This is a genomic window from Globicatella sanguinis, from assembly GCF_002847845.2.
Taxonomy (GTDB): Bacteria; Bacillota; Bacilli; order Lactobacillales; family Aerococcaceae; genus Globicatella; species Globicatella sanguinis.
The window spans coordinates 809277-828384 of record NZ_CP126962.1; the positions used below are offsets into that span (position 1 = coordinate 809277).

General features: G+C 35.3%; 13 protein-coding genes and 5 pseudogenes. 5 read left to right on the forward strand and 13 right to left on the reverse strand.

Annotated features, from left to right (window positions below; all coding sequences use genetic code 11):
* Nucleotides 1-732: 732 nt before the first annotated feature.
* The 9 genes and pseudogenes from apgM to CYJ72_RS03420 form a co-directional block, all read right to left on the reverse strand.
* Nucleotides 733-1968 (reverse strand): 2,3-bisphosphoglycerate-independent phosphoglycerate mutase, encoded by a 1236-nt coding sequence (apgM, locus tag CYJ72_RS03380; protein ID WP_284630471.1) that lies wholly within the window; start codon nt 1966-1968, stop codon nt 733-735.
* 21 nt (nt 1969-1989) lie between these two features.
* Complete coding sequence (locus CYJ72_RS03385; protein ID WP_284630473.1) at nt 1990-3210, reverse strand: SLC13 family permease; 1221 nt, start codon at nt 3208-3210, stop codon at nt 1990-1992.
* Between the two features lie 234 nt (nt 3211-3444).
* A pseudogene (locus CYJ72_RS03390) lies at nt 3445-3528 on the reverse strand (JAB domain-containing protein); the annotation flags it as partial.
* Nucleotides 3529-3713: 185 nt separating this feature from the next.
* A pseudogene (locus CYJ72_RS03395) lies at nt 3714-5886 on the reverse strand (heavy metal translocating P-type ATPase).
* Nucleotides 5879-6247 (reverse strand): ArsR/SmtB family transcription factor, encoded by a 369-nt coding sequence (locus CYJ72_RS03400; RefSeq protein ID WP_066126648.1) that lies wholly within the window; start codon nt 6245-6247, stop codon nt 5879-5881. The pseudogene CYJ72_RS03395 and the gene CYJ72_RS03400 overlap by 8 nt, the downstream one beginning before the upstream one ends.
* Nucleotides 6248-6355: 108 nt before the next feature.
* The gene (locus CYJ72_RS03405) at nt 6356-6721 is read right to left on the reverse strand and encodes a DUF6262 family protein (RefSeq protein WP_066126646.1); all 366 of its coding nucleotides are present in this window, start codon (nt 6719-6721) and stop codon (nt 6356-6358) included.
* 1 nt (nt 6722) lies between these two features.
* A pseudogene (locus CYJ72_RS03410) lies at nt 6723-8635 on the reverse strand (tyrosine-type recombinase/integrase).
* A gap of 3 nt (nt 8636-8638) precedes the next feature.
* Nucleotides 8639-9370: pseudogene (locus CYJ72_RS03415) on the reverse strand (phage lytic cycle repressor MrpR family protein); the annotation flags it as partial.
* A 38-nt stretch (nt 9371-9408) separates the two neighbouring features.
* The gene (locus tag CYJ72_RS03420) at nt 9409-9585 is read right to left on the reverse strand and encodes a hypothetical protein (RefSeq protein WP_284630477.1); all 177 of its coding nucleotides are present in this window, start codon (nt 9583-9585) and stop codon (nt 9409-9411) included.
* A gap of 81 nt (nt 9586-9666) precedes the next feature.
* Here CYJ72_RS03420 and istA (CYJ72_RS03425) point away from each other — a divergent pair, with 81 nt between their 5' ends.
* Nucleotides 9667-11133, forward strand: a complete 1467-nt coding sequence (gene istA / locus CYJ72_RS03425; RefSeq protein WP_284630479.1) for an IS21 family transposase — start codon at nt 9667-9669, stop codon at nt 11131-11133.
* Nucleotides 11130-11888, forward strand: coding sequence for an IS21-like element helper ATPase IstB (gene istB / locus CYJ72_RS03430; RefSeq protein ID WP_071408384.1), 759 nt, complete (start codon nt 11130-11132; stop codon nt 11886-11888). The genes istA (CYJ72_RS03425) and istB overlap by 4 nt, the downstream gene beginning before the upstream one ends.
* Here istB and CYJ72_RS03435 read toward each other — a convergent pair.
* Together CYJ72_RS03435 and istA (CYJ72_RS03440) are read right to left on the reverse strand one after the other, a co-directional pair.
* Nucleotides 11885-12607, reverse strand: coding sequence for an ATP-binding protein (locus CYJ72_RS03435; RefSeq protein WP_284630481.1), 723 nt, complete (start codon nt 12605-12607; stop codon nt 11885-11887). The two genes, istB and CYJ72_RS03435, sit on opposite strands and share 4 nt — an antisense overlap.
* Nucleotides 12600-14140 (reverse strand): annotated as a pseudogene (istA, locus tag CYJ72_RS03440) (IS21 family transposase). Before istA (CYJ72_RS03440) ends, CYJ72_RS03435 begins: the two are co-directional and overlap by 8 nt.
* A gap of 132 nt (nt 14141-14272) precedes the next feature.
* Between istA (CYJ72_RS03440) and CYJ72_RS03445 the strand changes: the two are divergent.
* On the forward strand, nt 14273-14485 hold the full coding sequence (locus tag CYJ72_RS03445) for a LysR substrate-binding domain-containing protein (RefSeq protein ID WP_348651918.1): 213 nt from the start codon (nt 14273-14275) through the stop codon (nt 14483-14485).
* A 264-nt stretch (nt 14486-14749) separates the two neighbouring features.
* On the forward strand, nt 14750-15097 hold the full coding sequence (locus CYJ72_RS03450; protein WP_078755733.1) for a zinc ribbon domain-containing protein YjdM: 348 nt from the start codon (nt 14750-14752) through the stop codon (nt 15095-15097).
* A 485-nt stretch (nt 15098-15582) separates the two neighbouring features.
* On the opposite strand, the gene CYJ72_RS03455 is transcribed toward CYJ72_RS03450, so the two are convergent.
* Complete coding sequence (locus CYJ72_RS03455) at nt 15583-16842, reverse strand: RNA/DNA-binding domain-containing protein (RefSeq protein ID WP_066126994.1); 1260 nt, start codon at nt 16840-16842, stop codon at nt 15583-15585.
* 706 nt (nt 16843-17548) lie between these two features.
* Nucleotides 17549-17869, reverse strand: coding sequence for a hypothetical protein (locus tag CYJ72_RS03460; RefSeq protein WP_257877017.1), 321 nt, complete (start codon nt 17867-17869; stop codon nt 17549-17551).
* Nucleotides 17870-18113: 244 nt separating this feature from the next.
* Here CYJ72_RS03460 and CYJ72_RS03465 point away from each other — a divergent pair, with 244 nt between their 5' ends.
* Nucleotides 18114-19076 (forward strand): IS30 family transposase, encoded by a 963-nt coding sequence (locus CYJ72_RS03465; RefSeq protein ID WP_284630486.1) that lies wholly within the window; start codon nt 18114-18116, stop codon nt 19074-19076.
* Nucleotides 19077-19108: the final 32 nt, after the last annotated feature.

Here is a 19108-nt window from a genome sequence, read left to right on the forward strand (position 1 = left end):
TTTTTTTATGAAAATTATTTTCTTTTAAAAATTAATTATAATGAGCCACCTACAAATAATCCCTCACCTTTCATGATAGAAAATGAGCATACTAATTATAGTTTGGAAACGAATGGTTTTAGGGCGTTCAATTAATATTAGACTATCATGCTAAAGAAGAAGTAAACACATCAAAATTTAGCCCTTCATGTTGGTAATCAACCTGAAATTGATTAATCAATTAAACTGACAACTATAAAAAAAGTGCTACAAAGCTCACCTGATGTAAAGCTTCCATAGCACTTTTTTTCAACAAAATATTTTATATAGTTTCAGAGATTTTCACAAAAAACAAAATCCCAATTAGTAGTCCTGTCATCTCCCTGTAAATGTCCCCCTATGTCCGTATCAAATTGAGGAGGAAGAGGCTGGGCATAAACTTAATAAATTTAGTTAAGATTATTGTTTGTTAATTAATAGCGCAGTGGTTGAGTGGTCTCAAATGGCGTCTTAATGTAGCTGAGAACCAGCTTGAAAAATCCAGTCAAGTCATTGCTCGATGTTTAAAGGCGCAGTGGTTGAGTGGTCTCAAACTGCGTCTTAATGACTTGTTTGAGGCCTACTCAACTGTGCGGGGGTAGGCCGACGAAGCGAAAATCACTCGATTTTCTACTTCTGGTCTACTCCCAACTGTGCGGGGGTGGGCAGACGAAGCGAAAATTATTTAATTTTCTACTTCTTGCCCACTCCCTATTAATTCCCTTGTTTAGGCACAACCTCTAAATAATCAAAGAGTGTCCAGACAAATTGATTTCCTGTTAATCGATTTAAAATACCTCTTCCACAGCTCACTTCATCATATTGCGTTACCTCATCACTGAAAATGCCTGGACCATATATCGCAATTGGCACTGGCTCTCCTGAATGCTCCCCTTTCTCACATGGAGTGGAGTGATCTGCACAGAGTGCTAATAGGGTGTTTTCAGGTAGATTATTTTTAAGCATCCCTACCATTTCATCATACTTTTCAATCGCTACGACTTTACCTAGTGGATCATTATCATGCCCCATTAAATCGGTAGCCTTAAAATGGACATAAACAAGATCAAAGTCTTCAATGGCTTGCAAGGCTTTTTGGCCTTTTAATGGATAATTCGTATCGACGCTGCCTGTAAAAGATTCATCCGTTTCAGTATGGTAGCCCGTCATTTTAGCGACACCTAGGACCGTATCTTCTCCAGCAATTACCTTACAAGTAAATCCCATCTCTTTACCTAATTGAGGAATATTCGTCATTTTACCTGCTCCACGTGTAATTAAAAAATTAGCAGGCAACTTGTTATCTTCAATTCTTTTCAAATTAACAGGATGATTTTTCCATTTTTCATAAACCACTTTAAAATATTCATTCAATACTGTTGCTGTTTTTTGGGCTTGTACCGAATCATCAAGTGGTAATACTTCTTTATACGGGGAGCCATCATTGGGCGCTTTAGGGTCTGAATCACTAATTTGATCCGATAACCCTTCTCCTCTCATGACTAAAACGGCACGATGCTCCGTGGCTTCTTTTAAAATAAATTCTACGCCCTTAATAACAGTATGATTGATCGCCTCAACGAGTTTTGATGTCCCTACTCTAATTCTGCCTGCTCTACGGTCGATGACAATTCCTGTATCATCCACTGTAGCAAAATTACATCTTAAGGCAATATCTCCTTCTTTGAGATCTAAACCAACACCCGCCGCTTCAATTGGACCTCTTCCTGGATATAATTGATGGTCATGTCCAAATAAAATTAAATGTCCCATATCCGTTCCAACAGCAATGCCTGGACTAATCGGATCCATTAAGCCACTTTTTCCCATTTTAGCAATTTCATCTAAATGAGGTGTGTTGGCAAACTGTAAGGGTGATAAGTAGTTCAATTCTTTTACCGGACGATCACCTAAACCATCAGCAATGGCGACGATTACTTTCTTTTTCATGTTATCAACCAACTTTCTCAATTAATGTATAATCAATTGTAGCCATGTAAAATAGACAATTGAAATCACACTGGCATTTACAAAACATCCCACTAAACCAAATTTAAGCTCATCTAGTACTGAAAAATATCCTGTACCAAAATATAAGGTATTGACTTTTGAATGAGGCGGTAATGTGATCGTTGAAGCAATACCAAATGAACATGCTAAAGCTAACGATGCTGGATCCATTCCTAAAGTGGTTGCGATGGTGATAATAGCAGGAATTAAAATAGTGGTTCTAACCGTTTTACTGGTAAATAATAGATGACTAAATACCGTAATGAAAATCAAAATTACAGCTACTAAACCATGATTCAATTTGTCTAAACCAATCGCATCGACTAGATGTTCGATTAACCAGCTAGCACCACCTGAATCATTAAAAGCATTCCCCACTGCATAAGCACCAGCAGAAAAGATCATTAAATCCCATTTGATTTTAGCTTGTTTCCAAGTTAATACGCCAACTTTAGGTAATAAACACAATAACATACTCAATACTGCCGTTTGTTCAGTTGAAATTTCAAAACCAAACCAACTCTCTTGAAAATCACCTGTTGCCCATAAGATTAATGTGATTAAAAAGATAATTTCGACTCGTTTTTCTGCCGAAGAAAATTTCCCTAAATGATTCAATTCTGTTTTAAGTTTTTCTTGAACAATTTGATTGGCATCCTCACCACTATTATCCGCGATGTTAAATAATTTTGAACCAATTATAAACATGAAAATGGCCGTTAATAGCGCCTGAGGAATCGAACCTAATAACCAGTCCATATAACCAATATTTCCACCTGCTTGTTCGTTGATAAACCCTACCGCAATGACTTGAGCAGAGGTTGCAGTCATAACCATTGAGGTAGCAAAAGCATTATTATGAACACCTTGTAACATCATTAGTTTTCCATATTTGGATTCACCCGGTAGAGCTTGATAGACTTCTAGTAATACTAAAGCAATCGGTACAATTAAAGAAGCTCTTGCGGTAGTGGACGGTACAAAAAACGCTAATAAAAAATTCACAATAACAAAAACGGCTAAGGTTCTAATTTTGCTTTTTCCGAATTTAGTGACGAGTGTCAACGCTACTCGCTTACCTAAATTTGTTTCTGACATTGCTGAAGTTAAGACAAACGCAGCAACCATTAACCAGATAATATCAAAACCTAAAGTGCCAAAAGCCACTTTTGGTAATATCATAGAATTTAATAACCAATCGATAAGGAAATCTCAAGAAAAGTGAAAACTATTCTTGAGATTTTTTATACTCATACTAAGAATGATTGTAATGATTGGAACAACATTGTTTGATATGCCTAATCGAAACTAACTTTTCCAAATATCGTAAAAATACTCTCTCTATAACAAATTGCATCATACACCCAGTAAGTAGATGTATCCTTTTTCATTGAGTGAAACAAATTCATCATCTCCTTACACAATGTTGTCAAGCAGCTCAATTCCCATTATCTTTCCTACTTCTACTAGTTTTCTCGTAACATTAATATCTGCCTGACTTGGCTCTAGGTCATATCAATAGTAATGTATAAAAAACACTATAAAATCAAGCCTTTTACTTTAACTACATGGATTCAACGTATACACACCAAATCGAAAATATGACGAAAAAGTGACGAAAAAGAAATTTATTCAAATTTTAAAGGGATAACAAATGTTATCCCTTTCTTACTTAAACATAATTTTTATTCTTTTACTCTCATTAGTCGCAAACCATTTAGTGCCACTATGAGGGTTGCACCCATATCGGAAAGGATGGCAATCCAGAGCGTTAGCCAACCTGGAATGACTAATAATAAGGCAATAAATTTAATAGCAATGGCAAAAGTAATATTAGCTTTGATAATATTAAGGGCTTTTCGGCTAAGTTTTACAGTGAATGGAAGTTTTCTTAAATCGTCTCCCATTAAAGCGACGTCTGCCGTTTCCAAGGCTGTGTCTGTACCAGCTCCACCCATTGCGATTCCAACTGTAGAAGCTGCTAACGCAGGAGCATCATTGACACCATCACCGACCATGGCTACGTTTCCGTACTCGGACTTTAATTGTTTTATATAGTCTAATTTGTCTTGAGGCATTAGATCAGCTCGGATATCAGATACCCCAACATGACTGCCTATTGCATTCGCAGTTCCTTGGTTATCACCTGTAAGCATAATCGTATTTTTAATTCCGAGTTGATGTAACTTTTGAATAATTTCCTTACTTGATTCACGAACTTCATCAGCAACTGCAATAACTCCTAGTATTTCTTTTTCAGTTCCAATAATCATGGCTGTTTTGCCTTGATTTTGAAGAGCTGTCACATTTTTATCAAAGTCTTTATCGAAATCTATAGTCAATAATTCTTTAAATAGTTTCGGGCTACCGATATAATAAATCGTCCCATTTACAATACCCTTTATCCCCTTACCTGTAATAGAGGAGAAATCCTCAACAAGTACATCAGAATATGAAATGTTTTCTTCTTCTGCTTTTTTCATGATTGCTGAAGCAAGTGGATGCTGGGAACGATATTCTAATGCAGTAATGATTGCCAATAATTCTTCTCTATTCGTTTGATTATTCAATATATTAAAATCAGTTACAACGGGAACACCTTTTGTTAATGTACCTGTTTTATCAAATGCGATTGCCTTTAAGGCACCCATTTCTTCTAAATACACTCCACCTTTAATAAGAACACCTTTTTTCGCAGCATTCCCAATCGCCGAAACAATCGAAATCGGTGTAGAAATCACCAATGCACATGGACAACCAACAACAAGAACAGCTAATCCTTGATAGATCCATGTTTCCCAACTGCCACCAAAGAGTAAAGGAGGGACTACAACAACTAATGCTGCAATGATCATAATGATCGGTGTGTAATATTTCGCGAATTTGTCAACAAATGCTTGCGCTGGAGCGCGTTCTCCTTGTGCTTCCTCTACAAGATGAATAATTTTAGAAATTGTTGTATCTTCTACAAGTTTTGTTATTTTTACTTCAAGTAATCCTTCTTCGTTTAAAGTACCTGCAAATACTTCATCATCAACTGTTTTCCCAACAGGGACTGATTCGCCTGTAATCGCTGCCTGGTTTACTGCGGAATAGCCATTTACAACTACACCATCCATCGCAATCTTTTCACCAGGTTTTACAATCATGATATCCCCAACAGCAATATCATCGACATGAATCATTATTTCTTGCTCATTACGTCTAACGAGTGCTTCTTTAGGGGCAATACCCATTAGAGAACGAATCGAATTTCTTGCTCTATCCATGGAGAATCGTTCAAGCTCTTCACTGAGAGCAAAGAGAATGACAACAAGAGCAACTTCTCCCCATTCACCAATAATGGCTCCACCTATAACAGCCACTGTCATAAGGGTTTTCATGTCAAATTCTAAGCGTAGTAAGTTTTGCAAACCTACTTTAAAAAGTGACAATCCACCAACCAACATTGATGCCAAAAACAATAGGGTTGTAAGAAGATTCTCTTCTCCATTTACAAAGTGAGAGAAAAAACCGAAAGCAAGGAACAAAGTTGAATAAAGCAATGTACTATACTTTTTATAAAATGGAACTTTCTCTTCTTTCGTATCTTCAGTTACCTCTTGCGAAGCATTGCGGGTAGACTTTTCAGGAGTTACTTTAAGATTCTCAAATGCACCAGCTTTTTCTAGTTCTTTAGTCGTTGTATCTCCGTAAACAGAGATCTTAGACGCACCAAAATTTACTTTTGCATCCTTAACCCCTGGAAGTTTTTTTGACATTATTTTCAAATTTCCCCGCACAATTTGCGCAAGTAAATCCTTGAACGCGATAGGTTTTCATTTCTTGTTCAGATAATTTGACTAAATGTTCAGACATTTACTTTCCCTTCTTTCTTATGTGCTAATGCATTAACAAATAACTGCTCAACATGGTCATCATCCAGCGAATAAAATGCTAATCTTCCTTCTTTTCTAAACTTAACAACCCCTTGCGTATGGAGTGTGCGTAAATGGTGGGAAGCATTTGCAATCGTGACACCAATAATATTTGCTATATCACAAACACATAACTCTTCACCTTTTAACAAGGCAAAGGTAATTTTCGCCCTGTTTTCTGCCGCAACTGCTTTAAATAATTGGGCAACACTGGAGATATCAACTGTTTGTAATTCGTCTTGTATTCGAGTTACCTTTTCTTCGTCATAACAATAAATCTCACAAGTATCCTTCTCATTCATTTTCTCACCCCCATTCTCATTTAAGTGACCACTTGATTACAGTATACTCTTTTGAAGTTATTAGTCAAGTGAATACTTGAATAGAAAATAATTGGATTCACAATATGGCTAGAACAACTTGCCATGTAATTTTTCAACTTGATCTTTTAATTGCTTATTTTCGTTCTCTAATGCCTTTATACGGCTTTTTAATGTCTTTATTAATACTTCCTCTGAACGAGGGCTTTTACTTTGTTTACGGGGAACTAATTCACTTATTTGCATCCCTCTTAATGTCTCAATTCTAGTTCTAATGTCTATATTTTTGTAAAGCCATGACTTTGAAACATTTGCTTTTTCAGAAACAGAATTAAAGTTAATTTTCTCTTTTTTAATTGCCATCTCTGATATGGTCTTTTCAACTCTAATTCTTGTTTTCTCCGACTTCTCTTTTGAAAGTTGAATTATAGCAGTTGTGTTACTCTTTCTTGTCATCTTAATTCGTCTCCTTTAAGGAATGAATAATCTGCTCTAATCTATTTTTAACACGTTCGTTAGTTTCAACCTGACGCTGCCATTGGTTCTGTTTAGCGCTATTTAATATTTCTTTAATTCGGTCTAAGTGCTCTTCATGTTCATTTAGAAATTGTTTACTTGTACAGAAGTTAGTACAATCTAAACAAGCATTTGCGTGAGGACACGGTCCCGCAATTACTGGTAAACGACAATAGCCATTAGGAAGTGCTTGTGCATTGATATTCTTTTTAAACCATTGAAGATCTGTATTGTCAGCTTCAGTATTTTCTTCAGTTAAATCCAGAATGCTCCCGTTATTCGTCACCAAAGTTTCCTTGAATTTTATGAACTCTTTCTTGAGAGTTTCATCAAAAATATGGGCATATATTGCAGTCATTTCTGGTGATTCATGCCCTAAGAATTTTTGAACAATATGCTGTGGCACTCCGTTGTTTATCATTCTAGTGCCAACTGTATGCCGAAAGGCATGAGCATGAAATCGGAAAATTTCTCCTTTATTGTCCGTTATCTTTTCTTCATAAGCTAATTTATTTAATTTAACTCTAAAGGTATCCTGCTTCAATGGAGAACCATCTTTCCGTGGAAATACATATACACATCCATCGTCAAGTTCATCAGCCACTCTTTGTTCTTGAACTAATATTAATGCAGCAATTTCTTTAGAAATAGGAATGGTATGTCTGTCTTCATTTTCCACTGATAATACTTTAAAAAGCAATCGCCTTCTTTATCTGTTATGACACTCCCTTTTTTTAATGTACAAAGTTCACCGATACGCATTCCGCATTCTTGAAGTACCATAACCATTGCAGCCATATAAGGTTCCAATTTATCTAATTTCACATTTAATTGTTCAAGGACATATTCATCTATATAACGTGGTTGTGCCTTCGGCACTTTAGGATAATCTTCTCGAAAAATAAGGATTTTGGAAGGCGATTCCTTCCAATCAAACCTTTGAAGTGTAGAGAAAAAAACTTCCAAAGTAGATATTCGTCCAGTTACAGTACTAGGTTTTAAACCTTTTAAATTAATTTCATTTAAATATTGCTCAACTTCATTCCTAGTTAATTGATGAATCCTTCGTATGCCTTCACAATTTGTATTTATAAAATTAAAAAACTCTCTTAATTTTGATGCCATATCAACTACATGGGAAAAGCTACATGTATTTAACATTAACTTACAATACTTCTTGACGATTTCTTTAAAATAATCATTTTCAAAACCCTTAAAATTGATTGTATATTCGTAGGACATTGGATTTACCTTATCTTCCGGCAATGAAAGTTTTCTTAGATCCCAAACATCTTTATCCCATTCTTCACCATCAAAATAGAAATCCTCATAGAACTCCATACACTGTTTAAGATTAGTAACGTAGTAGGAGTTCGCTTGTACAGAAATTTTATTTTTATTTATATCGAGCTTGTAATTTTTAGTCGTAGATTTTACTCCTTGTTCTACTAAGTAAGTTCGGTATTCCGCCAAAGCTTTTACTATAGGCACTTCAGTTATAGAGGTAATATCGGGATATTTTAAATTTAAAAATCCCAACATTCGACTTATCACTGTTCCTTTTCTAATCCAAACAGTTTTTGCACTCCAAGTTCCATTATTTAAGAGAACATAATAAAAGTATTTTAATTCTGTTTTTAACCAGATGTTTTCTACTCTATCAAAATTTACCCAACGATTTCTTAACGAAGGATTCTTACTTAACTCTATCGCACTAGGATGTGGGCAAATTCTTATATCCCATCTATCTGCTGCCCAAAACCCTTGTAAGACACCAGTCATATCCGCTATTTTTTTATTAATCTCTGTCTTAGTGACGAGCTTTCGATTTGTTGCAACGCTTGGAAATTTCATTTTTTATGTTTCTCTCCCTTGGAGATACGCTTTATATTCATTTTTCATATCTTGATCAGAAAGATGAACGTATGTATCAAGTGTTGTTTGTACATGTGCATGACCTAACCTTTTTTGTACGTACGCAGCATCCCATCCACTTCTAATGAGTTCTGTGGCATGCGTATGACGTAACATATGGGCAGTGAAGGTAATCCCTGTCCGTTTCACCAATCGCCTTATAAGATCTAATACACTTTGATATTTTAGAGGTTTCCCAAAATAAGATTCTTTGAGATTTATAAATATATAATCATGCTCCAAATCTTCCCCATATTCATGAACTAAATAATCGGTGTATAAAGCCATTAATTCCTTGCTAACATCGATTGTTCGTTCTTTTCTAAGCTTAATATAAGCCCCATTTTCATTGTGATCTCTTGGCGTGATATTAATCTGATTATCCCAAGTAGAAATATCTTCGATACGAAGGGATAATCCCTCTCCTACTCGAAGTCCTCCTTCATACATAAGCATAATAAGTAACTTATCTCTTTTTGTATGACACGCATCGATTATTGCTTTAACTTGTTCGTGTTCTAATACTTGTACAATTTTCTTTTTGACCCTAAGCTTTAAAATGTTTTTTTGATAAGATTTACCTTTAGAAATATGGTGAAGAAATCCCTTAAAATTTCTTCCCCTTGCTTCTTTAGTCATATCTATAGCCTTAAAATCTCCTGTACGATTTAAATACTTGTATTTCGCAAGTTAAAAGTGAGCCATTTCGCAATTTAAAATTGAGCCACTGTCATCTTTGAATTATCTTTTATCCATTGTTCTGTTTCTTTCATTCTATAAGAAGGGCCGACCATATTTACAACATGTGATTTATGAGTCAAACGGTCGGTTAAGGCAGCTTGTTTATTGTATTCTAAAAAGGGGCCAAAAATCGAAAGAATTGCAGCCAAAAAAGGGACCACCTGCAGTCAATTATCCGCTATAATATTTAGATAGAATTTTTATAGTGGAGGTTGCTTGGAGTGTTAAGTATGACTCTTGAATTTGAAATTATCAGTTGTTATCGTCGAGGAGAAACTAAAAGAGGAATTAGTCGTAAACTGGAGGTAGATAGAAAAACAGTCAGAAAAATTTGTGATGCTTATGACGAGACGCTAGTTAAACTGGGCGAAGCTGAAGACGACCAAGCCCTTGAACGTGCCACAGAGGAATTAGTGTTAAAGAGAAAGTATGATAGCTCTAACCGAAAGAAAACAGCCTTTACTCCAGAAGTAGAGGCAAGAATGAAGGAGTTGCTTGAAGAAGAAAAAGAGAAAACAAAAAGATTAGGTTCACATAAACAAGCTCTAACTGCCGTAGCTGTCGCTGAAATACTCAATGAGGAAGGCTATGATATTAAGTATCGAACGGTCGCTCACTATTGGGGACAATTGAATAAAAAGGCTAAGGAGGCTTTTATACGCCAAGAGTATGAATTAGGATCCCGAGTTGAATTCGACTTTGGAGAAGTTAAGCTGGAAATCAATGGAAAGGTGACAACACTTTACCTAGCGGTCTTTGCCAGCCCAGCTTCCGATTATTATTGGGCTTATTTATATACCCATCAGAAACAAGATGTTTTTCAAGACGCACATGTTCGCTTCTTTGAACAGGTAGGAGGTGTTTATTTAGAAGTTGTCTATGATAATATGCGTAACGTTGTTTCAAGATTTATTGGCAAAAGTGAAAAGGAGTTGAATGCTCGTCTGATTCAATTAGCTACTTATTATGGGTTTGATATCAACGTCACCAATTGTTTCAGCGGTAATGAGAAAGGAACAGTAGAAGGCAGGGTTAAAAAGGTGCGTCAAGCTTGTTTCACCAAAGTCTATCAGTTCGATAGTTTAGAAACAGCTTGTGACCATCTCCAATCCCAACTGATAAAACTAAATGAAAGTAGCCAAATAGAAGCCGAAAAGGAACAGCTCTTATCTTATCGCCCACCTTTTGAATTAGCAGATTTCCATGAACTAAAGGTAAATCGTTATTCCGCTATTCATTATGAACGCAATCAGTATTCAGTACCCGATTACCTAGTTGGAAAAACTGTCCAAGTGAAAGCCTATCATGACCGCTTAGTTATCTATTCTAATGATCAAGAGGTCGCTAGGCATCAAAAAATAGAGGGTTCTCAAGGCTTCTGTCTCGATATCTTCCACTATATCAAAACTTTGAAAAAGAAGCCGGGGGCATTAAAGCATTCACATGCATTGAAGTATAACCCTGATTTGAAAATCCTCTATGAGAAATATTATAGCGATAAACCAAGAGATTTCCTAGAACTACTTGAAAAATATCAAGTTTTAAATCCTGAGGTTCGCATTCAAACCATTGAAGCCAGCCTTCTTTCTTCACTAGAAGAGCCCTCAATGGAGTCGAGTCAAGATGCCATCATCCAGCAGACTCAGCAGACTCTTCATCAATTCAATGACCTTTTCGGTTTGGAGGAAGTTATATGATGAAGATTGTTGAAGCAGCTAATGAGCTAAAGTTGGCCTTTCTTAAAGAGAATCACCAGCAATTAATAAAAGAGTATCAAGCCAGAGGATTGAACATTGAAGAGGCCATCGAAGAATGGCTGAATGAAGAAGTGATGCATCGACGGGACCGTAGTCATCAAAGGCGAATCAAAGCGGCTAAATTTAATCAGAAGAAGTATTTGGTGGACTTTGATGACACAGTCTTTCAGGAGCCTGTTAGAAAGGAACTACGGAACTTAAAGACGTTACAATTTATTGAAGAAAAGGAGAATGCCATTTTTATAGGAAATCCAGGAACGGGTAAGACCCATTACAGTATTGGATTAGGGATGGAAGCTTGTTTAAAGGGTTATAATGTCTTATTTGTCAACGCCCCTAATCTAGTCATCCAGATGAAAGAGGCCGTCACTCAGAGTCAATTTTATCGTTTTAAGCAGCGCTTAAAGAAGGTAGATTTATTGATTATCGACGAACTTGGCTATTTATCCTTCGATGAATCGGGGGCTGAACTTATCTTTAATTTATTATCGAATCAGATAGGAAAGGGATCGGTGATTATTACCACTAATTTAACATTTGATCGTTGGCAAGAATGCTTTAAAGATCCTACTTTAACAGGAGCGCTTGTCGACCGTCTCGCTTACAAAGCCCATGTGGTAGATATGCGAGGAGAAAGTTACAGAATGAAGCAAACAAGCCTATGGAAAAAGGGACTAGAGAAAGGAGAAGATTAGCTCCTATTACCACTGCAAGGTGGTCCCTTTTTCGTCAGCAAAGTGGTCCCTTTTTCATTTGACATATACACAGCTGTTAGGACGGGATCATGAAATATTTCCTGCCATTTTAAAAACGACAAATTACTCGTGATAATGGTAGATTTTCTTCCCGCTCGTAAAGATAGATGTGAAAATAATAATTCCGCCCCTTCTTTGTCGAAAGAGATATACCCAAGTTCATCAATAATGACGAGATCGTAGTTTTCAAATTTTAATTCGAATGACCGTAAGGTTCTTTCTGATCGATGCTCTTTCAACTGATTGATGAGGGAAGGGACTGTCGCAAAAAAGACGCGATAGCCCGCTAAACAAGCTTCCATCCCTAATCCTATCGCTATATGTGATTTTCCAGTACCTGGCGATCCAGTTAAAATCACATTTTGTCCCTCTTTAATAAAATCTAACGATTTAAGATGGGGTAACTTTTGCTGTGCTTGTTCTGGTAAGGCATCTATGACTAACTCTTCTAACAATTTCTTTTGTGGAAAGTTAGCGATACGTATTCGATTTTGTTTTGAACGAATAAAGCGGTCATTCTTTTCCTGTTCTAAGACTTGAAGAAGAACCGTAAAGGCTTCGGTTGGATTATGAAATGTTCCTTCTTCTTGCACCATTTTCCGAATACTGGGTAATCGTAATTCTCTACATAACTCAATTAATCGTTCTTTCTTATCCATAGTGAATGACCTCCTTATCTGCTTGATGAAACAGATTCGCATAAGCTTTCAAATTGCTTTCCGATTGATGGGTTGTCTCATCTCTTGCCAGAGATACCTCTGTCGGCTCTGATTGCTCGCATAGAAATAAAATTCTTTCTGTGCTAACGTATCCCCAACGAATGCCATTCAGTTCTTCGACCGCTGCCATAACACGTTCAAAGTTGTTATTGTCCTTCATGTAGTGGAGTAATATTATGAATTCTTTCTCTTTTCCTATATAATGATGGTGGTAAAGATTTTTTATTTGTTGTGGTGCTTGTCTCAAACATTCACTTTGAGCCAAGGCACCTTTTTTCTTTTAAATGTTTCTAAGTAATGGTAAAGATTCATTTCCCACTGATGGACACCCCAATGACGTTTATGTGTTGCGATCATTTCACCCTCAATAAACAACTTAACTTGATCGGCACTTAGTTTTGCGATGATATATTTTCCAATATGACCTTCTGGTACAGAGTAATGATTCTGCTTAATGACAACCGTACTATATTTATCCACTCGACATTCCAATATTTCAGAAACATCGAAGGGAGCGATTATGGTAGGGCCAATCCTTTCTTTTTCTGTCTGCATCAATTTCAGGTGAGAAACCTTGTGTTCATGATGCAAACGTTGATTGAGTTTCTCTAATTCATTGTTAAGATGAGTTTGAGCCTCTTCTAAATTGGAGAAACGATAAGTTGAGGCAAATGCCTTACGACGTATAAACTCAACACTACGTTCCACATGTCCCTTTTCATTTCCTTTTCGTGGTTCACATAAACGAATTTTAAATTGATAGTAATTAGATAAATGAATCATGCTGTCGGTAATGGTTTTCTCTGTTCCAATAAAGCTTTTAACAACCGTTCTCATATTATCGTAGGTAAAGACAGAAGGGACAAAGCCGATGTGACTGATAAATTTTGTGTGAACGTCTAATACACAAATTTGGGATTCTGATTGATAGATTCTAGCGAAACGGTAATTACTGTGTGCCAAAGTAAATACAGCCAAAGAATATGTTTTTAGCTTGTCATCGATAAATAATTTTATCTCTCCCCAATCAAATTCAACCTCATACCCTGGTTCCGCATGGCGTCGGATAAAGACTTCTTTTGTTTTTGTCACCTCATCGTTAATGAAGTTTCTAACGGTTGTATAACTAATAGAATAGCCACGCTCGAGCAGCTTCTCATGCATGTCTACAATCTTCATTTGTTGTTTAGCCATGCCATGATTCTTTTTCCACTCATTTTCTTTAATAAAATCACGTAACATCACTTCAATTGATTCTGATAATACTCTGCGTCTACCGACTCTTTTTTTATAAGTTGGTGGTTTCACGATATCCTCAGCGATAGGAAGATCACGAACATCTTCATACTTGCTTCTTTCATATTCCTTGATATATTTATCAACAGTATTCCTAGATTTCTTCGTGAGTAAAGCAATTTTTCTTTTGCTTAGCCCATCAAGGTAGAGTTTTATAATCGTTTGTTTTTCTTTCAATGCAATCACTCCTGATATTCCCCCTATTTATTATTCAATAGGGTTATTTTCTATCAAAAGTGGCTCAGTTTTCAATTAATATAGTAGCTCACTTTTAAGTTAACATATACAAATATCAGCACACAAACTAGTATTAAACATGCCGTAGCGAAAGGGCTAGGTATTGCTATTGTGTCTGAACAATTGATTGAAAATGATATTAAGTTAAATAAACTTTGTAAACTGGAAATAGAAGGCTACCCACTTTCACGCGACATTCAAATGATTTACCGCTCAGATATTAAGTTGCCGATGGCCGCAAGTTTATTCAAACAACACCTCGAAAAAATTGCGAAAGAAATTTAATCTCAACCGTAACAGTTTAAAATGAAGATGGTGTTCTTTCATAGGTACAACAGCTTTATCCAATCGAATTGTGCTTTGGCTAAATTTTTCGCTGAGTTATATATTAATATATGAGTCAAACTGAATTTACAGTTTTGCCCAATGCCGATAACAAATATAGTGTGAGAACCTTATAAACACAACTTTTAAAACTATAAACATATTTACTCTACATTTTTATCATATCTTATGGTAAAATAGAGAAAACAGATTGGAGGTTTAGCAATGGAACAATTACCTAATTGCCCGCAGTGTCAGTCAACCTATACTTACGAAGATCAATTGATGTATGTCTGTCCAGAATGTGGACATGAATGGAGCCAAGTTGAATCATCAGAAGAAAATGAAGAATTTTCAATTAAAGATTCAAATGGCAATCCATTAGTTGAAGGTGATGATGTTATTGTTATCAAAGATTTGAAAGTGAAAGGTTTTAAGCAGGCAATCAAACAAGGAACAAAAGTGAAAAACATTCGTTTGATTGATAATCCTGCAGATGGTCATGACATTGATTGTACAATAGATGGCTTTGGACAAATGAAGTTAAAATCTGAGTTTGTGAAGAAGGCATAATATACGGAGTTATATACTTTTAAAATATACTGGCTTAAATTAAAAGAGACTGGGCAAATGCTTTTTAAATTCTGTTCAGGCATATCTATTTAATTCAAAGCGCAGTGGTTGTGTGGTCTCAAATGGCGTCTTAACGACTTGTTTGAGACATACTCAACTGTGCGGGACGGGTGGGCAAACGGAGCGAAAACCAACTGATTTTCAACTTCTTGCCCACTCCCTTTTTTACATTGATTAAACATTTATTTGAGGTGTTCCTATCAAGTACATAATATTGTCATACGAAACCCACAAGTATGCTTTAAAAATTCTTTTAAAAAATACTCATTTATTACACTAAATATATCTAAAATTTGTTTCGTAGCAAAAACAACGCAAAAGTGCAACGTATTTTTTTACGTTGCACTTTTGCGTTGCACTTTAACGTATTTTATTTTTCTATAAAAACTTATCATATTAGCCTCATCTCTACTTCTTTTTCTCATCTATATCTTTATATATTTTGTTCCTCTACCTCGTCCTACTTTCTTAACTAAGCCCTCACTCATTAATTCTTCTAATTCTCTAAGGGTCTTATATTTATCAAAACCTGATATTTTTTCAATTTCAATTCTACTAAGTTCTTTATTTCGAGGTATATTTTGTAAAATAATAGATGCATTTTTACTTATTCCTTCTACTTTATCGACAAGAATAGGCAGTCTAACCATTATTGAATTAGGATAAGTTTGAAACTGAGGTTGTCTAGCTCTTCCTTGATATAAATATTTTATCCTTCTTATCCCAGTTCCAAATTTTTCTATTAAACCTAGTCTATTAAATAAACTTCCAATTTTCTCATTTCTGAGAATAGAAATTTGACCACTAATATATTCTTCACTGCTTATTCCCTTAGGTAAACCACCTGGAGATGATATGTCAATATATTGATCATGTAATTCAACTTTAATCGGTGCAGAGATACTCCAATCTCTATGAACAAGCGCGTTTGCTATGGCCTCTCTGAAAGCATCTTCAGGTATAAGCTCAATCGTTTTTCTAACAAATCCATCTATTTTTTCATACTTAAAATACCTATTAAACACTTCTATCGTTTGATAATAGGCACTAAGTATAGAAGTATTTTCAATTATGATTCTTTCTTTAAACTCGTTAATATTAGCTCCAAATTTAACAATATCAAGTATTTTATAATTATTTTCATCCGATACAATAACTGCCGCTAGATTAAAACCTTTTTTATCATCATATAATCCTAATGTTTTTAAGATGTCTAAACTTAAGCTATCTATATTCAACTTTTCTTTTAATGCACTTTCTAAAAAGCTAAAAGATAAGTTCTTATTTTTAGATGGCAAATCTTCATAATTTTGATTCATTCCCTCTAATATAAGTCTTTTTAATTCATCTCTATCATCTACAGGTAGACTTGAAGAATCTCTTCTCATATAGGCCTTATTCTTGTAAAAATAGGGTTTTAACTCACCTTCATAAACTTTTAGTAAAACAATTTCATTCTGTTCATCTATTTCAATGTTATACTCTGGAATTGGATTGATACTATCATTTATTTTGTTCTCTATCCTTAATGCCAAATCTTTTAAATTATTAATATGCAAAGATTCACCACTATCATCTACTCCAAATTGAATAATTCCATCATTATAATTTGCATATGCACTAACTGTTTTTAAAAAACTATCTGATAATTTTGACTTAAATTCTAGATTATACGTTTCTCTCATGATAATATTCTCACCTCAATAATTTTATCGTAACAAAAACAACGTAAAAGTGCAACGTATTTTTTTACGTTGCACTTTTACGTTGCACATTAACGTATTTTTATATTTTCGTTAGTAAACGGTGAGCACTCTAGAAAATCCCACATTGAGGCTTACAACAAATACGCCGCAGTGAAAAAAAATTCCGCCTCCACACTTTAATTTACTTAATACTGACCTTAAGGATTCTGGCAGTAGTTATCAGCCACTCATTTCTTCACATCTGTTCCTCATTCGTGGGATAACCTTTCCGGGTAGTCCCAACTGCTCTTTCTTCGACTTCGTCTTAAAAATCGCTGGGGCCTACTCCCATTCTTCTCATCAGGTCGCGCATTGCTCCTATTCGTCGCATTGCTTGTCCTTGATACGCAGATGGGCCGTCAACAACTCTGCTTTCGCCTTACGAATCGGCAATCGTTGGACGGACATAAAAATAATCACTTGTGATTATTTCTACTCCCATGTTTTTTTTCCAAACATCTGATATATCCCAAACTATTCAAATTACTAGATTCTATTTTTTAGAGTACAACTAAATCCAACTAATTATACGACGTTTTCAGATTTTTTGTCCCGTCCCAGTCCCAGTACCGGATAAAATTTTTACCCCACTAATATACCGACAGCACCATTTAAGTATGAATAGAATAACTGAAATAACTTTCAACTAAATAAACCAAGGCATAAAATGAGGAACTAAATCATTCATGTTTTGTACTTTTCCTAAACAATATTCAAAGTGTTTTTTATTTCTATTTTCTGATATGTATTTAAACAGATCATCTTTTGTTTCAAAGTAGTTCTCTTCATATATAAATAATGGAGGTATCTTTGCTTCTTCCGGATTGTTAACAAATAATAATAGCGATAGCAAACCATCACAATATCCCAGATTGTAGAATGCTTGATCGTAATTTTCTTCTGATATACGCTTTTCATAATAACTCTCGTATGATTGAATTTTAGGCTGAAAGTAACCAGGAATCAAATATTCTCCATTACTTCTATGTGCAACACACCTCTCTAAAACATGTATAAATGCATCTTGATAAGCTATTGATAATAGTAATTCAGGAAAATCTTTAATCTCGTTTCGATAAGTATTTGATTCAAGAAGCTTTATATGCTCTTTTTTAATGACTTGGATAGTAAAATTAAGCTAGAAAAATAAATAGGCCATTTGTATGGTATCCTAAACATAAAATCACATGCTAAGGAAGGAGTACACACAAATGGCTTATACACATCTTACCATGAAAGAATTGATTTGGATAGAAAATTATTACGATAGTGGTAAAAAAGTAACGGATATCGCTAAAAAATTGAATCGGGCTATCCAAACCATTTATAACGTCGTTAATTTTCTTAAAAATAGTGGTAATATTCAGGAATACTACGATCAATATAAAGAGAATAAATCACGCTGTGGTGCCAAAAAGAAGGTCTTTAACACTAAACAAATCACATATATTAAGAAAAAAGTGGACCAGGGGTGGTCTCCTGACGTCATCATAGGTCGGAATGAAATACCATTAGGATGTGCAGCTCGAACACTCTATCGTCGTTTTAAAGACTCGGAACTCTTTGATCCCTCAACTTTACCGATGAAAGGTAAGAGAAAACCCAATGGGCATCAGGAAAAAAGAGGTAAACAACACTTTAGACGCACCATCGAAGATCGTAAAAAAGAAAATCCACAATATGAGAAAGAATTTGGACATCTAGAAGGTGACACGATTGTCGGAAAAGACCATAAGAGTGCCGTCCTAACACTGGTCGAAAGAATCAGTAAACTCATCATCCCGATAAAAATTAGCAGTCGGAAAGCAAGTGATGTGCGAATAGCTTGTGATAACTGGTTTGCTTATTTACCGAGAAATATATTTAAATCCATTACGTTTGATTGTGGAAAAGAATTTTCTGATTGGCAAGCCATTTCAAATGTCAATGACATCAATATTTACTTTGCTGATCCTGGTTGTCCGTCACAGCGAGGTTTAAATGAACACTCTAATGGACTTCTTCGAAGAGATGGGTTATCTAAGGGGATGGATTTTACTGATATATCGCAGAAAACACTCAGCCAAACAGCTCATTTCCGCAATGAAATTCCACGAAAATCATTAGGTTATCGAACGCCAATTGAAGTTTTTATCTATTGTTGTAAGGAACTTGGGTGGATAGATGCTTTCTAATGCACACAATGTGTTTGTTAAGACAGTGAATC

What these genes read in the sequence shown, in the direction of transcription:
- apgM (WP_284630471.1), bottom strand. Translation starts at nt 1,968, where the DNA reads ATGAAAAAGAAAGTAATCGTCGCCATTGCTGATGGTTTAGGTGATCGT.
- CYJ72_RS03385 (WP_284630473.1), bottom strand. Translation starts at nt 3,210, where the DNA reads ATGATATTACCAAAAGTGGCTTTTGGCACTTTAGGTTTTGATATTATC.
- CYJ72_RS03400 (WP_066126648.1), bottom strand. Translation starts at nt 6,247, where the DNA reads ATGAATGAGAAGGATACTTGTGAGATTTATTGTTATGACGAAGAAAAG.
- CYJ72_RS03405 (WP_066126646.1), bottom strand. Translation starts at nt 6,721, where the DNA reads ATGACAAGAAAGAGTAACACAACTGCTATAATTCAACTTTCAAAAGAG.
- istA (WP_284630479.1), top strand. Translation starts at nt 9,667, where the DNA reads ATGACTCTTGAATTTGAAATTATCAGTTGTTATCGTCGAGGAGAAACT.
- istB (WP_071408384.1), top strand. Translation starts at nt 11,130, where the DNA reads ATGATGAAGATTGTTGAAGCAGCTAATGAGCTAAAGTTGGCCTTTCTT.
- CYJ72_RS03435 (WP_284630481.1), bottom strand. Translation starts at nt 12,607, where the DNA reads ATGGATAAGAAAGAACGATTAATTGAGTTATGTAGAGAATTACGATTA.
- CYJ72_RS03450 (WP_078755733.1), top strand. Translation starts at nt 14,750, where the DNA reads ATGGAACAATTACCTAATTGCCCGCAGTGTCAGTCAACCTATACTTAC.
- CYJ72_RS03455 (WP_066126994.1), bottom strand. Translation starts at nt 16,842, where the DNA reads ATGAGAGAAACGTATAATCTAGAATTTAAGTCAAAATTATCAGATAGT.
- CYJ72_RS03465 (WP_284630486.1), top strand. Translation starts at nt 18,114, where the DNA reads ATGGCTTATACACATCTTACCATGAAAGAATTGATTTGGATAGAAAAT.